This is a genomic window from Caulobacter sp. 73W (assembly GCF_041021955.1).
Taxonomy (GTDB): domain Bacteria; phylum Pseudomonadota; class Alphaproteobacteria; order Caulobacterales; family Caulobacteraceae; genus Caulobacter.
In genome coordinates this window covers 3,847,996-3,862,004 of record NZ_CP158375.1, presented here as the reverse complement: position 1 = coordinate 3,862,004, position 14,009 = coordinate 3,847,996, and the positions used below count along the sequence as shown (strand labels likewise).

11 protein-coding genes are annotated in these 14,009 nt (G+C 64.0%); 1 reads left to right on the top strand and 10 read right to left on the bottom strand.

Going from position 1 to position 14,009, the window contains the following annotated elements; all coding sequences use genetic code 11:
* Window positions 1-122 precede the first annotated feature (122 nt).
* Window positions 123-1,934: a DUF885 family protein gene (locus ABOZ73_RS18415; protein ID WP_369059554.1), complete on the bottom strand. Its 1,812-nt coding sequence runs from the start codon at window positions 1,932-1,934 to the stop codon at window positions 123-125.
* A 114-nt stretch (window positions 1,935-2,048) separates the two neighbouring features.
* Window positions 2,049-3,404 (bottom strand): aspartate aminotransferase family protein, encoded by a 1,356-nt coding sequence (locus tag ABOZ73_RS18410; RefSeq protein WP_369059553.1) that lies wholly within the window; start codon window positions 3,402-3,404, stop codon window positions 2,049-2,051.
* Between the two features lie 96 nt (window positions 3,405-3,500).
* Here ABOZ73_RS18410 and ABOZ73_RS18405 point away from each other — a divergent pair, with 96 nt between their 5' ends.
* Window positions 3,501-4,397, top strand: coding sequence for a LysR substrate-binding domain-containing protein (locus ABOZ73_RS18405; protein ID WP_369059552.1), 897 nt, complete (start codon window positions 3,501-3,503; stop codon window positions 4,395-4,397).
* Window positions 4,398-4,420: 23 nt separating this feature from the next.
* On the opposite strand, the gene ABOZ73_RS18400 is transcribed toward ABOZ73_RS18405, so the two are convergent.
* The 8 genes from ABOZ73_RS18400 to thiL form a co-directional block, all read right to left on the bottom strand.
* Window positions 4,421-5,914, bottom strand: coding sequence for a S10 family peptidase (locus tag ABOZ73_RS18400; RefSeq protein WP_369059551.1), 1,494 nt, complete (start codon window positions 5,912-5,914; stop codon window positions 4,421-4,423).
* Window positions 5,915-6,145: 231 nt separating this feature from the next.
* Window positions 6,146-8,893, bottom strand: a complete 2,748-nt coding sequence (locus tag ABOZ73_RS18395) for a TonB-dependent receptor (RefSeq protein ID WP_369059550.1) — start codon at window positions 8,891-8,893, stop codon at window positions 6,146-6,148.
* Between the two features lie 301 nt (window positions 8,894-9,194).
* On the bottom strand, window positions 9,195-11,315 hold the full coding sequence (locus tag ABOZ73_RS18390; protein ID WP_369059549.1) for a sodium-translocating pyrophosphatase: 2,121 nt from the start codon (window positions 11,313-11,315) through the stop codon (window positions 9,195-9,197).
* A gap of 194 nt (window positions 11,316-11,509) precedes the next feature.
* Window positions 11,510-11,803, bottom strand: a complete 294-nt coding sequence (locus ABOZ73_RS18385; RefSeq protein WP_369059548.1) for a hypothetical protein — start codon at window positions 11,801-11,803, stop codon at window positions 11,510-11,512.
* Between the two features lie 58 nt (window positions 11,804-11,861).
* Window positions 11,862-12,329, bottom strand: a complete 468-nt coding sequence (locus ABOZ73_RS18380; protein WP_369059547.1) for a hypothetical protein — start codon at window positions 12,327-12,329, stop codon at window positions 11,862-11,864.
* Window positions 12,330-12,388: 59 nt separating this feature from the next.
* Complete coding sequence (locus ABOZ73_RS18375; protein WP_369059546.1) at window positions 12,389-12,739, bottom strand: type II toxin-antitoxin system PemK/MazF family toxin; 351 nt, start codon at window positions 12,737-12,739, stop codon at window positions 12,389-12,391.
* Window positions 12,736-12,966 carry an antitoxin MazE family protein gene (locus tag ABOZ73_RS18370; protein ID WP_369059545.1) on the bottom strand — a complete coding sequence of 77 codons (231 nt, stop codon included), beginning with the start codon at window positions 12,964-12,966 and terminating at the stop codon, window positions 12,736-12,738. The genes ABOZ73_RS18375 and ABOZ73_RS18370 overlap by 4 nt, the downstream gene beginning before the upstream one ends.
* A 73-nt stretch (window positions 12,967-13,039) precedes the next feature.
* Window positions 13,040-13,999, bottom strand: coding sequence for a thiamine-phosphate kinase (gene thiL / locus ABOZ73_RS18365; RefSeq protein WP_369059544.1), 960 nt, complete (start codon window positions 13,997-13,999; stop codon window positions 13,040-13,042).
* Window positions 14,000-14,009: the final 10 nt, after the last annotated feature.

The following is a 14,009-nucleotide window of genomic DNA, read 5'->3' as shown; positions in this document are numbered from 1 at the left end:
CACCCGACCAAGAATTGTTGGTATGCGGTCGATTGAGGCCCTTGGACCTCGCTCAATCGACCAACAACGCAAGGTACGATTTGCCGCTTTTGGGGACAGCAGGCCTCAGGGCGCAAGGGCGCCTAGGCGACTTTACGCCCCTGCGCCCAGCGATCGACACGGGCTTGCAACAGTCCAAGGGTCATCTGTCCGCCGCCCAGGATGGTGTCGTGGAACCCCTTGATGTCGAAGCGATCGCCCAACTGAGCCTTGGCGTTGCGGCGCATCTTGAGGATCTCGATCATGCCGATCTTGTAGCCCGTCGCCTGGCCCGGCATGACGATGTAGCGCTGGACCTCGGCGCGGATCTGGCTTTGCGAGGCGGCCGAATTGGCGGCGAAGTAGGCGACCGCCTCTTCTTCGGTCCACCCCTTGGCGTGCAGGCCGGTGTCGACGACGAGCCGGATCGCCCGCCAGATCTCGGTCGTCAGGCGGCCGAAGTCCGAATAGGGATCCTTGTAGGCGCCCATCTCCTTGGCGAGCAGCTCGGTGTAGAGCCCCCAGCCCTCTTGGGTGGCGTTGTAATAGAGCTGGGTGCGGAATCTCGGCACATCGGTCAGTTCCTGGGCGATGGAGAACTGCATGTGATGGCCGGGATTTCCCTCGTGGTAGGTGATCACCTCCAGCTGCGGGATGGGCAAGGATCGCATGTCGGACATGTGGGCGTAGAACACCCCTGGCCGCGATCCGTCCCTCGAGCCGATCAGGTAGTGCTGCGGCGCTCCGGCGACCTCGCGATAGGCTTCGACCCGTTTGACCACCACGTCGGCCTTGGGCAGGACGCCGAAATAGTCGGGCAGCCGCGCCTTCATGAAGGCCAGATGGTTGGTCGCGGCGGTGATGAAGGCCTGCCGGCCCTCATCAGTGTTGGGATAATAGAAGCGGTCGTCCTCGCGGATGTAGCGGAAGAAGTCCTGCAAGGAGCCGGTGAAGCCCACCTGCTGCTTGATCGCCTCCATCTCGCCCTTGATGCGGGTGACTTCCGACAAACCGATCTGATGGATCTGCTCGGCGGTCAGGTCGGTCGTCGTGCTGGCCGCCAGGCGCTCGGCATAGAAGGCCGCGCCATTGGGATCCTTCCCGACCCCCGTGGCGATGGCGGCGGTATTGGGCCGGTCAGCCTGCAGCCAGGCGATGAGATGCCTGTAGGCCGGTCCCCAATCCTCGATCAGCGCCTTGCGGGCCGCCTGCTTGCAGCGCTCGGCGTCGGCGGCGCTGATCTTGCCGGCGACGACGAGAGCGTCAGCCTTGGCCTTGGCGTCCGCCCACACGCTGTTGTCGGCGTCGTCGTCAAAGGGCGCGCCGGCGCTCAGGCCGTGGGCTTGTTTGATCACTGCGTCATAGGCGTAGCGCGGCGAGCGAACGCCGGCCGCAGCGTTCAGTTTGGCGCTCTCCAGCCGTTGGCCAAGCGCGCGCGAAAGCCCGCTGATGCGCGCGACGTAGGCGTCCATGTCCGCCGGCTCATCGACCTTGTGAATGGCGATGAGGAACTGGGCGAAACTCGTATGGACGCCAAAGATCTGGCTGAAGACGTACTCGTTGCGCCGAAACTTATCGGCGGCGGCGGCCATCTCATACTCGACGACCCAAAGGTCGTAGGAGGTCTGACCCTCTGCTGTGAGGCGATCGCGGTCGAACTGGCGCCGCAGGGCGTCCACCGAGGCGCGCCGCCAGGCCAAGGAGGCGGTCAGGGCGTCTTCGGAAAGGTCGTCGATCTTGTCGTAGTTCTTCTTGTCGCCGGCGTACGAGCGCATCATCGGACTAAGATCCAACGCCGCCTCATACTGGGCGTTCAGCCAGGCGTTGAGGCGAGCAGTCTCAGCATCGGCCGCCGCGCCTTGCGCGGCCGGCGGGACCGCGCTGGCCGCAAGCGCGCGAAGCGGATGGGCGGCCAAGATACCTGCCGCCGCGGCGCCAAGCAGCGCGCGTCGGCCAAGACGCGGGCCTTTCAAAGGCCCCTGATGATCCTCGAACATGGTCGGCTTTCCCCTCAATCCCGTCAGTTGGCGCTAGCGCAACAGGCCGGCGGCCAGGCAGTCGCCGACCGCCTCGCCAATGATCTCGACGCCGCGATCAAGCTCTTCGGCCAAGATCGTCAGGGGCGGCGCCATGCGCATCACCCCGCCCATGCCGGGCAGCTGGACGATGTTGATGTTCATGCCCAGCTCCAGGCAGCGGCGCGACACCGCAGCGCCAAACTCCGGCGCCGGCGTCTTGCGAACCCGATCGGCGACAAACTCGATGCCGGCCAAAAGCCCCCTGCCCCGCACATCGCCGATGCATTCATAGCGCTGTTGCAGCTGGCGAAGACCGGCCGCCAGACGCTCGCCCATCTTGGCCGCATGGGCGGTCAGCTGATCGCGCAGGATGATCTCGATGGCCTTGAGGCCAATGCGCGCCGGGAACGGGTCGGAGACGTGGGTGGTGTAGAACAAGAAGCCCCGCTCATGGCAGCGCTCTTCGATTTGCGGCGACGTGATGGTCGCCGCCAAGGGCAGGCCCGCGCCAAGCGTTTTGGACAGGGTGATGATGTCCGGCGTGATCCCATGATGGTCACTGGCGAACATTGCGCCGGTGCGCCCAAGGCCGGTCTGGGCCTCGTCGACGATCAGCAGCATGCCGCGCTCACGGCACTTTTGGTGCAGGCGCTGCAGATAGCCTGGCGGTGGCTCGATCAGACCCCCGGAGCTCAAAATCGGCTCGACCATGGCCGCCGCCAACTGGCCCACGCTTTGGCGATCGATGAGCTCGAAGGCGTAGTCGAGCATATCGAGCTCAAAGCCTTCGCCGGCCCAATCGGGCCGCCGATAGACGTATGGGGTCGGCAAGGCCATCACCCCTGGCATGGGCGGTCCATAGCCTTTGCGATTGGCCGAAAAGGTGGTCGGGAACGCTGCGCCGGTCATGCCGTGCCAGGCCAGATCAAAGGCCACGACCTCGTAACCGCCGGTATAGAGCTTGGCCAGGCGCAGGGCCGCTTCGTTGGACTCCGCGCCGGTGCTGAGCAGCAAGGCCTTGCTCAGTTGAGGCCCCAAAAGATCGGCCAGGACCTCGGCCAGCTGGACGACGGGCCGGGACAGGAATCCTGAGAACAGATGCACCGGCTCATCGGCCGCCGCCTTCATGGTCGCCACGATCTCGGGGTGGTTGTGACCCAAGATGGCGCTCATCTGGCCGGAGGTGAAATCCAGCAGCGCGCGGCCGTTCTCGTCATAGACGTAGGAGCCGCCGGTGCGCTCGATCAGGTTCGGCAGGAACTTGCCGCCGTAGCGGATCAGATGACGGTGCAGGTCGTCGACCGAAAGATTGGCGCCCGTAGACGAACTGGGGCTGACGGCCGCCTCCGACCTAGTGTTGCTTTGCATGACGGTGCTAGGCTCCCCTTTTGACGCCTAGACAATCGATGCCAAAGGGCCGCCGCCGCAAATGACTAATCTTGGCGCTCAGGAAGACATTTTCTGATGCAACGCGAACTTCCCAATCTCGACTGGCTACGGGTCTTCGCAGTCACCGCCGAGACCGAGAGTTTTGCGCTGGCCGCCCAGCAGCTTGGCGTCACCCCAGGGGCGGTCAGCCAGCGCATCAAGTCCCTCGAAGGCTTCTTGGGCGTTGCGCTTTTCCAGCGTCACGCCCAGGGCGTGCGCTTGACCGAAGTGGGTCGTCGCTATGCGCGCCGCGCAGCTCAGCCCCTTGAACAGCTGGCGCAGGCGACGCGGGAGATCGTCTTCGCCAAGAACTCACGGCCGCTTCGCGTCACCATCTTGCCGGCGCTGGCGCAGCTTTGGCTGGGCCCTCGCCTGGCGGCCTTCCATCAGCTCAACACGGGCGCGACTGTCGAGATCTGGGCGGACGCAACCTTGATCGATCTTCGCACCGCCGATTTCGACGTAGCCATCCGCTATGGGCGACCGCCCTTCGCCGGCTGTGATCATCGTCCGATCCTGCTCGATGAACTTGTGCCGGTCGCCAGTCCGCAGCTGATCGCTGCTTCCAAGGTCGATGGCCAAGGCCTGCCGGGCGGCGCGCCCTTGTTGCTCGACACCTATTGGACGAGCGACTTCGATGACTGGCTGGCCCGCACCGGTCAGTCGGCGCCTGCCGACATCACGATCCAGACCTTCTCGCTCTATTCGATGGTCGTGGACGCCGCCCTCAACGGTCAGGGCTTCATGATCGGCCATACCGCTCTGGTGTCGGACCTGATCGCCCAAGGGCGTCTGCAGCCGCTCTCGGCCCGGCGCGCCCCAGCCGACAAGCAGTTCTACGTCCTCACCAAAGCATCCGAGCCCTTGTCGGAAGCGACCGACGCCTTCGTCCGATGGCTCGTCGACCAGGGGCAAGAGCGGCCGGCGATCTAGGCGCGCCGACCGCCCCACCCTGCTCAGCGCCCCGTATAGAGCGCCCGAACGTCGGCGCGCATGGCCGCGCCGCTGTCGGCGCGGCTGTAGAACATGTGCCCGCCCGGATAGACCTTGAGCTTCAAGCGCTCCTTGGCGAGCGTGGGCGGGATCTGGTCCGCCACGATCTTGGAGGTCATGTAGGGCGTGGCCAGATCGCCGTAGCCGTGGACGATCAGCACCTTCATTTTCGGGTCGGTGGCGAGCGAGCGCCTGAAGGCGCCGACGGACTCCACCCGCGAGTTGGGAATGTCCCAATTGCCGATGATGTTGCGATTGAGGGCGTGGTAGCGCCCATCGTACTTCCAGCCGATCTGGCGGGTGACCAGGTCCACATAGGCGCTGGACGACGGCCCCACCAAGGCCTCCAAAAGGATGTCGCCGGCGCGCTGATCAGGCGCCCACGGATAGGGATCGTAGCCGGTGACATTGGCCTCGTACCACGAGCCGATCTTGCCTTCGTCGCGATAGGTCTCACGCAGAATGGCCCTGGTCTCGACCCGTCCGCCCCATTGGCGCACCTTGTCCTGCGGCAGGCCGGTATAGGCGGTCACCTTGCTGACAATGCGATCCAGCGCCGCCGGATCGCTCCAGCCCTTCAGCAGGTCGGCGGCGTATTCACCGCGCGCATAGTCCTCGACCTCGGCCATCTGCGCCGCGCTCAAGGCCTTGCCCTGTCGCTCATAGTTGGCCGCCGCCATGGTCGGCAGGGTCACCACCCACTGGATCGGCGAAAGGTCCCCGCCCACCCAGCTTGAGCCGTCGAGCAGCGGCGAGACCATGACCATGCCATTGATACCGACCCCAAGGTCGGTCTGCAGCTTCTCGGTCAGGCGCGGCGCGCGAAAGCCGCCATAGCTTTCGCCGGCGATGTACTTGGGCGAGGTCATTCGCTCGTTCTTGAGCAGCCAGTCGTAGATGACGCGCGACAGGTAGCTGATGTCCTGCTCGACGCCGTAGAAGTTCTTCTTGGTCTCGGCCTCATCGACCAGCGAGCGCGAGAAGCCGGTATTGACCGGATCGATGAAGATCAGGTCGGTGAAGTCGAGCCAGGTATAGGGATTGTCGATCAGCACCGCCGAATCCGACGCCGCATCGCCCTGAGCGCCGAATTGCACCCGCTTGGGTCCGATCGCCCCCATGTGGAGGAAGACCGAGGCCGCCCCCGGGCCGCCATTGAAGGCGAAGGTGATCGGCCGATTGGGGTCTCGCGGACCATCTAGAACGTAGGACGTGTAGACCACCTGGGCGATGGTCCTGTTCTTCTCATCGCGCACCGGCATGGAGCCGGCGGTGGCGGTGTAGGACAGCAGCCGCCCATCCAAGCGTGTGGTCATCTTGGTCGAGGCCGGCGCCGGATAGATCGACGCGTCAAGAACGATGGCCTTGTCCTTGAGGTCTTGCGCCGCCGCGGGCTTGGCGTCCTGCGCCCAGGCGGGGGTAAGAGCGGCCAGGCCCAGGGTCACAGCGACCGCCACGCTCCCCACTCCGCGCTGTTTCAGTCCTTTGGTTTGTCGCATGTGATGCCTTGGCCCCTCGCTTTTATGGAGGGCATGACGCGGGCAAGCGCGACAGCTACGCAAACGACTAATGCTCGTTCTGAGACCGACTTATTCTAGGTCGCCGCAAACTGGCCTGCTCAGACGCCAAGGGGCGCGACCGGCTCTCGCCGATCGCGCCCCTCGTGATCGTCAAGCCTTGCGGCCAGATCAGAAGTTCATGCGCAGGCCCATGCTGACCCGGCGGCCCGACTTTTCGTACATGACCGGGAAGGACGGATCCATCGTGTAGCCGGTGGTCGCCTCGTCGGTGATGTTGATGGCTTCCAGATTGACCTGGATCATGTCGGTGACGTTGTAGCTGACCGAGATGTCGGTCTGGCCGTAGCTGTCGCGCCAGATCGGGTACATCTCGTAACCGATGCCTTCGACGTACTTGTCCTTGTAGTTATAGGACGCGCGCGCCTGGAACCGGTCGTTCCCGTAGTAGAGCGTGACGTTATAGGTGTTGTCGGCGAGGCCGATCGGCGGGGTCGCCACGCCGATGATCGACTGGCCCGTCAAGGAGCTGTCGAGCACGGTGTAGTTGGCGTTGACGCCAAAGCCTTCCAGGCGATCGTGGATCAGACCGAACGGCAGCATGGCCACCAGTTCCACACCGCTGACCTTGTAGGAGCCGTCGGCGTTGACCGGCTGATAGACGTCGAAGTCATAGACGCCGTCGATCGTGCCGTTGGCGTTGTACTTGGTGACGTTGGGGACCGTGCCGGTCAGCTGGCTGCGGACGACGCCCTCAATTTCCTTCCAGAAGTACGAGGCCGCCAGAAGGCCGCCCTCGCCCAGGTACTTTTCAAGACCCACTTCCCACTGCTTGGCGTAGGTCGGCTTCAAGTTCGGGTTGCCGTCGGTGAAGCGGAACGAGTTCCAGCTAGCGGTGCGCTTGTAGGCCAGATCCGTCAGGGCCGGACGGATCAGGGTCTCCGAGGCTGCGGCGCGCAGGATGATGCTGTCGGTCAGGTCGGCGGTGATGTTCAAGCTGGGCAGGAACTTCTTGTAGCTGCCTTCGCTCGACACCGGATCGGGGGTGTAGGTGGTGCCGCCCGTGGGCGTTTGGACCTGATGATAGCCGGCCGAGTTGACCGTGGTGTCGACGTAGCGGCCGCCAGCGTTGATGAACACCGGAACGGTGGCGACATCGAACTTGAAGTCGGCCATGGCGTAGGCGCTCAGGACCTCTTCGGAGACCTCATAGTATTGGCCCACGTCGAACGGCGTGGAGAAGCCGGCGTACCGGAAAGTGCGGCGGGCGTAGTCATTGCTCGCCTGGCTCCAGTTGAGATTGCTGATCGAGTAGCCGCCGCCCGGGACGATGTCGCCGATCGGGGCGATCTGGCTTTCGGCCAGGGTGCGCTTGTTCAGCCACGCGGTGCTGCCAGCGCTGGGGCCTTGGATGTTCAGCTGGCCGTACTGGCGCTCCTTGGTCTTCTTGGTGTAGCGCGCGCCGACTTGGATGTTGTCCAAGGCCGGGAAGAAGCCGAGGTTGAAGTGACGGGTGAAGTCCGCCTGGGCGGCGTACTTGTCGTCGGTGGTCGACTCCAGGGTCGTCTCGTAGGCTTCGAACAGATAGCTGCTCGGCGAGTTGTACATGTCGATCGAGAGCGGGTTGTTGCTCTTGACCGTCTCGCCGCCGCGCGAGGTCCAGCGGGTCCGCGACGGGGCGTAGGCCACGTGTTTTAGGTTGGAGTAGTCTATGGTCTTCTCGGCGCCCGAGTAACCGGCCAGGGCGTTGAACACCCAGTTGTCGCCCTTCCATTGCAGCTCTGTGCCGAACTGAGCGTAATCGGTCTTGGCGATACGCTCCTTGCTCAGGATCTCGTGCTGGGTGGCGGTGTAGGACACGTCCCGCAGGACGACGATGCCGTCGCTGGCCAGCGTCGTCTTGTCGAACGCGTGCACCGTCTCGAAGGTGCTGCGGCTGGAGGCCGAATAGGCCGCCGCATCGTACTCATCTTCGGTTGCGTCAAAGCCGCCGAGCATGGCGTCGAACGACAAGGTGAAGCTGGACGTCGGTTGGTACTGCAGCGACAAGGTGCCGCCCCACTGGTCCTGCTCGTTCAGATAGACGCGGTCGCCGACCTTGTCCTGGAAGATGATCCGGCCGGTGACGTCACGGTTGTCCATGTCGGCGTTCGACAGGTTCAGACCAACGTCGCGCAGCAGCGTCGCGCGGCCTTGGGCTTCACGCGCGCCGCCCGCTTCGAGGAAGCGGAAAGCCGGGCGGAAGTTGACGCCTGAGTTGCTGTCGGTGCGGTTGGTGCGGGTGGCGACCGAGAAGGACGCCAGGGCGCCAAAGTCACCCCAGGTGTTGCTGGCCAGGACCGCGAACTTGGGATCGTACTTCTCGGAGATCGAGTTGTGGGCGCCTTCGGCCGAGACCACCAGTTTGCGGCCCGAATAGTCGAACGGGCGCGCTGTGGTGATGTTGATCGAGCCGGCGATGCCGCCTTCTTCGTCCGAAGCCCGCGGGGACTTTTGGACGGTCACCTGCTGGATGATCTCCGAGGCGAAGATGTCGAACTCGACGTCGCGGCCGCCGCTGCCCGAGGCGGTGGCCAGCTTGTTGATCGAGACGAAGGTGAATTCGCTAGGCAGGCCGCGCACCATGACCCGGCTGCCCAGGCCCTTGTTGCGCTCGATGGTCACGCCTGGGATGCGCTGCAGCGCTTCGGCCAGGTTCTGTTCGGGGAAGTTTGCCACGTCGGTGGCGACGATGGAGTCGGAGAAGCCGACCGCGTCGCGCTTCAGATCAACGGCCTGCTCCAAGCTTTTGCGATAGGTGCCGGTGACGATGATCTCTTCGACCGAGTCAGCAGCGCTCGGCGCGGCTTGGGCCAGAGCGACAAACGGCGATGCAGCCACAACGGCGAACGCCGTCGTGCCAAGGATTCGATTTCTCATAGTCTTCCCCTAGCAAGTATATTTCGCCCCCATCGCGGAGGACCTGCTGGGTCGCGGCCTAACGTCGCGTCGTTGTGCGCTCAAGTCAAAGTTTTATGACAGTACATATTATATATAGATTCATTTTTACGCCTCGATTGCCGCACCGTTGTTTACAACAAAATTGCGACAATCAAAATTCAGACGCGTGAATTGAGATCCAATGCGATCGCTTTTCATCGAAGCATGCAAATCAGTGACAGAATTAGAAAACGCCCCGGAGATCGCTCTCCGGGGCGTCCTGTCTCGAAGGCTGTGAGGATCAGCCCAACGCGCCGTGAGCCAGCACCGCGAGCAGCAGTAGGGCCACGATGTTGGTGATCTTGATCATCGGGTTCACCGCCGGGCCGGAGGTGTCCTTATAGGGATCGCCTACGGTGTCGCCGGTCACCGCGGCCTTGTGGGCTTCAGAGCCCTTGCCGCCGTAGTTGCCCTCTTCGATGTACTTCTTGGCGTTGTCCCAAGCGCCGCCGCCCGAGGTCATCGAGATGGCGACGAAGAGGCCGGTAACGATCACGCCCATCAGCATCGCCCCCAGGGCCGAGAAGGCGTCAGCCTTGCCAGCGATGGCGTTGATGACGAAGAACAGCACAATCGGCGACACAACCGGCAGCAGCGACGGCACAATCATCTCGCGGATCGCCGCCTTGGTCAGGATGTCCACCGCCTTGCCGTATTCGGGCTTGGCCTTGAACTCCATGATGCCGGGGATGTCTCGAAACTGCCGGCGCACCTCTTCCACCACGGCCTGAGCGGCGCGGCCCACGGCTGTCATCGCCATGCCGCCGAACAGGAAAGGCAGCAGGCCGCCAAACAGCAGGCCCACGACCACGTAGGGGTTGGAAAGATCAAAGGCCACCGCCCCTACCCCCTCGAAGAACGAGCCCGGCGCGGCGTTGGCCGAGAAGTACTTCAGATCCTCAGTATAGGCCGCAAACAGCACCAGAGCGCCCAGACCCGCCGAGCCGATGGCGTAGCCCTTGGTCACCGCCTTGGTGGTGTTGCCGACGGCGTCCAGGGCGTCGGTCGACACTCGCACTTCACCGGGAAGACCGGCCATCTCGGCGATGCCGCCGGCGTTATCGGTCACCGGCCCAAACGCGTCCAAGGCGACGATGAAGCCGGCCAGGGACAACATTGTCGTGGTGGCGATAGCGATGCCGAAAAGGCCCGCCAGGCCGTAGGTGACGATGATGCCGGCGATGATCACCAGGGCCGGAGCCGCGGTGGACTCCAGCGACATGGCCAGGCCTTGGATCACGTTGGTGCCGTGACCGCTGACCGACGCCTTGGCCACCGACTTGACCGGCCGAAAGCCCGTGCCGGTGTAGTATTCGGTGATCACCACGATGGCCGCCGTCACCGCCAGGCCCGCGAGCCCGCAGTAGAAGAGCTCCATCGCGCCGAAGGTCTTGTCGCCCACGGTGACGGAGCCGGTGACCAGATCGTTGATCACCCACCAGACCGCGCCGGTGGACAGCACGCCGGTGACGATCAGCCCCTGATAGAGGGCGCCCATGATGTTGTTCTTCTTACCCAGGCGGACAAAGAAGGCGCCGATGATCGAGGTGACGATGCACACGCCACAGATGGCCAGCGGCAGCAGCATCATGGTGGAGACCACATCCGTGCCGCGGAAGAAGATGGCGGCCAGCACCATGGTCGCCACGGTCGTCACCGCATAGGTCTCGAAGAGGTCGGCGGCCATGCCGGCGCAGTCGCCGACATTGTCGCCCACATTGTCGGCGATGGTGGCGGCGTTGCGGGGGTCATCTTCGGGGATCCCAGCCTCGACCTTGCCGACCATGTCGCCGCCGACATCCGCGCCCTTGGTGAAGATCCCGCCGCCCAGACGGGCGAAGATCGAGATCAGGCTGGCGCCGAAGCCCAGAGCCACCAAAGCGTCGACGACTTCTCGGCTTGTCGGCTCAAAGCCGAGGTGATGGGTGAGGACGATGTAGTAACCGCTGACGCCCAGCAGTGCGAAGCCCGCCACCAGCATGCCGGTGACAGCCCCGGAGGTGAACGCCAGGGACAGGCCCTTGGCGAGACTTTCGGACGCCGCCTGCGCCGTGCGCACATTGGCGCGCACCGAGATCAGCATGCCGGCGAAGCCAGCGAGGCCAGACAGCACCGATCCCACGACAAAGCCCAGAGCGGCCCATTGTCCGATCAGGAACCAGACGATGGCGAGGATGACGACCCCGACGATGCCGATGGTGGTGTACTGCCGGCGCAGATAGGCCTGCGCGCCTTCTTGGATCGCCGCAGCGATCTCCTGCATTCGCGCATTGCCCGGGGAGGCGCGCATAAGCATGGCCGTCTGGACGACGCCGTAGAGCACCGCCAGAAATCCGGCCGCAACGACCAGTGTGAGACTCATATGATGTTTCGCCCCTTCGTGCGTTTCCTCACGCGGGGGCGCGTCTCGCCTAGGTAGTGCTGGCGAACGCTCGGCCTTAAGGCCTGTCACCCCACGCAACCCTGAAGTCGAACGCGAACAGCGTTCGACCTTGGGACGTTTGCAAATAAGCCGGGGCGGCGCAACCGCGCTAAGCGGTTGCGCCTATAGAAGCCTTAGCGGGGACGAATGTTCTCGGCCGCCGCGTCAGCGGCGTTGCCCACGCTCTTGGCGGCGTCGGAAGCCAATTCAGCCACTTGGCTGACCGCCGCGGTCTCGACGTTTTCGCGGCGGTTCTGGTTGATCAGGAAGAAGCCGCCGATGGCGACGACGGCGATCAGCGCGATGGCCATCAGCACGCCGCCAAAGCCCATGCCGCCGCGCTCAACGACGGTCGTGCCGCCGCCACGTTCGATCACGCGCTCGCGCACCACGCCATCTTCGGTCTCAGTCACTCGTTCGGTCGTCATAGGCCAATCCTCCGTTGGGTCCTGGCGACCTCAACGGACGGAAGCGACCCGCGTTCCGCTAGTGCGCGGCGGCGGTCTTGGTCGAGGGGGCTTTCAGGTAGCGGCGGGGCTTTTGGCTAATGATGGTCACGGGCCCCGTCGCCTTGGCGCCCAGCACCTGCACGGCGGCTTGCTTCACGGCGGCCTTCAGGCGGGCTTCGTCGATCTCCTGAACGTCATCCTTCTTACCGAAAGGCGTGCGGTAGGAGGCGCGGATGATCGCATCGCGCAGCATCGGCTCCTTTTGCTTCAGCACGGCGAAGTCGGAGCCTTCAGTCAGATCCACACGCAGGCGAACAAAGACGTAGTTGACCAAGGCGCCGTTGACGACGATCGGCAGGGCCACGGCGGCGACATCGACCCACGGGCCGTTCTTGCCCTTGTCCTCGGCATCTTCGGACTTCTTGGCCCCGCCACCGCCCGAGCGGGCGTGCGCAGCCGTGGCCGCGGTCAGCGTCAGACCGGTCAAAAAGGCGCGTCGCAGCATGGGCGTCCCCGAAAGTTGCGCCCTGCATAACCCAGCGAGGGTTTCGTTAGTCTTGCTGCTCAGTTGCGCTCTGTCCGAGGGGACGCCGCTAGCCCAAGGAAAATCATCACGGCCTGATTGAGGCGCACCATGTCCTCGTCATCCATTCGACCTATCCGACCACCAAGTTTCGTCTTGGGCACGGTGGTGATTTTGTCGACCATCAGACGGCTATGTGAACGAAGACCATTACGAGTGTTGGGTTCTACCAACAGCCGAAACAACGGCGCTTCTGAGGGATTGGTCGTGAGAGCACAGACGGTGATGGAGTTGGTGGCGTCGAAGCTGTCTTCTTGAATGATGACGACAGGACGCGGCTTGCCGGCGTAGTCCTTTCCGCCAGCGACAGTCCAGACTTCACCGCGCCTCATTCTTCATCCCAGTCGGAGATCGCGTCGACAAAGGCCTGATCATCCTGCTCATGAGCGCTTGAGGCGACAACTGCAGATTGACGATGGGCCTCAGCCTTGAAGGCTGCTGCACGGACATCGGGAACCCAGATTTGGATTGGTCGAAGGCCCTGCGCCCGAAGCCGCGCGCGATGTTCGCTCACCTTGGTGCGGGAAGACTTCGGGGCCGAGGGGGTAGCTGTTCCCATAACCTACTCCTCAATTGGTTACATGTAACCTAGCACGAAGCAGCAGGCTCGCCAACTGAAGCATATCCGCTCGTCAGTTGGCTTCCCCATGCCGCCACCCAGCGTGCTCCACAGGAACAATCTCGTCGAGAACGTGGGCTTCAACGCCCTCCCCCGCCTCGAAATGGCCAACGACCGTCACGGGGACATCCACGGCCAGATCGGTGAAGACGGCAAGATGCTCGGGCGGCACGGCGCAGACGAGCTCATAGTCATCGCCGCCGGTCGCCAGTTGCAGGAGCTTGTCGGCCTTGGCCTCGCTCCATACGCCGCCGATGAACGACCGCGGGATGCGCTGCAGATCCACGACGGCTTTCAAACCACTGGCCTTGGCGACGTGACCGACATCGGCCAGCAGGCCGTCCGAGACGTCGGCCGCCGCATTGGCGAGCTCCAGGGCCCTGCGCATGCCCAGACGAGGTTCAGGAAGCCTGTAGCGCGCAAGCAGCTCACCCTCGGGGTCGCCAACCTCGCCCAAAGCGGCCTGAAGGCTCAGCCATCCGTCGCCGATGTAGCCGGTCACCACCACCAGATCGCCGGCCTTGGCCCCGTCGCGGCGAATCATGCCGCCCGAGGACACCCAACCCAGCAGGGTCGCGCTGACCACGAGAGGCCCGTCGGTGGAGACGGTGTCTCCACCGAGCAGGCGAAGATCAAAAAGCTCGCCGTCCTGCGCGAGGCCCTTGGCGAAGGCCTCGCGCTCGGCCCAGCCGTCGCTACGACGCCAAGCCGTCGCCAGAAGATAGCCAAACGGCTCTGCGCCCTTGGCGGCCAGATCGGAGAGGTTGGTGCGCAAAAGCTTCCTGGCGACCGTATCCAAGGGATCGGTGGGCAGAAAGTGGACCCCTTCGACAAGGGCGTCCTTGGTCAGCACCAGATCGTAGCCGGGACGCGACGGCAAAACCGCCGCGTCATCCAGCAGATCGAGGGCTTCTGGCGCGCCGCGGGTCAGCGGGCGCAAAAGCCGGGCGATGGTCTCAAACTCGTCGGCCATAACGGCCCTC

Excerpts from the sequence above, each read along its gene's own strand:
- ABOZ73_RS18380 (WP_369059547.1), bottom strand. The coding sequence starts at position 12,329 with ATGCTGCGACGCGCCTTTTTGACCGGTCTGACGCTGACCGCGGCCACG.
- ABOZ73_RS18405 (WP_369059552.1), top strand. The coding sequence starts at position 3,501 with ATGCAACGCGAACTTCCCAATCTCGACTGGCTACGGGTCTTCGCAGTC.
- ABOZ73_RS18390 (WP_369059549.1), bottom strand. The coding sequence starts at position 11,315 with ATGAGTCTCACACTGGTCGTTGCGGCCGGATTTCTGGCGGTGCTCTAC.
- ABOZ73_RS18375 (WP_369059546.1), bottom strand. The coding sequence starts at position 12,739 with ATGAGGCGCGGTGAAGTCTGGACTGTCGCTGGCGGAAAGGACTACGCC.
- ABOZ73_RS18385 (WP_369059548.1), bottom strand. The coding sequence starts at position 11,803 with ATGACGACCGAACGAGTGACTGAGACCGAAGATGGCGTGGTGCGCGAG.
- thiL (WP_369059544.1), bottom strand. The coding sequence starts at position 13,999 with ATGGCCGACGAGTTTGAGACCATCGCCCGGCTTTTGCGCCCGCTGACC.
- ABOZ73_RS18370 (WP_369059545.1), bottom strand. The coding sequence starts at position 12,966 with ATGGGAACAGCTACCCCCTCGGCCCCGAAGTCTTCCCGCACCAAGGTG.
- ABOZ73_RS18410 (WP_369059553.1), bottom strand. The coding sequence starts at position 3,404 with ATGCAAAGCAACACTAGGTCGGAGGCGGCCGTCAGCCCCAGTTCGTCT.
- ABOZ73_RS18395 (WP_369059550.1), bottom strand. The coding sequence starts at position 8,893 with ATGAGAAATCGAATCCTTGGCACGACGGCGTTCGCCGTTGTGGCTGCA.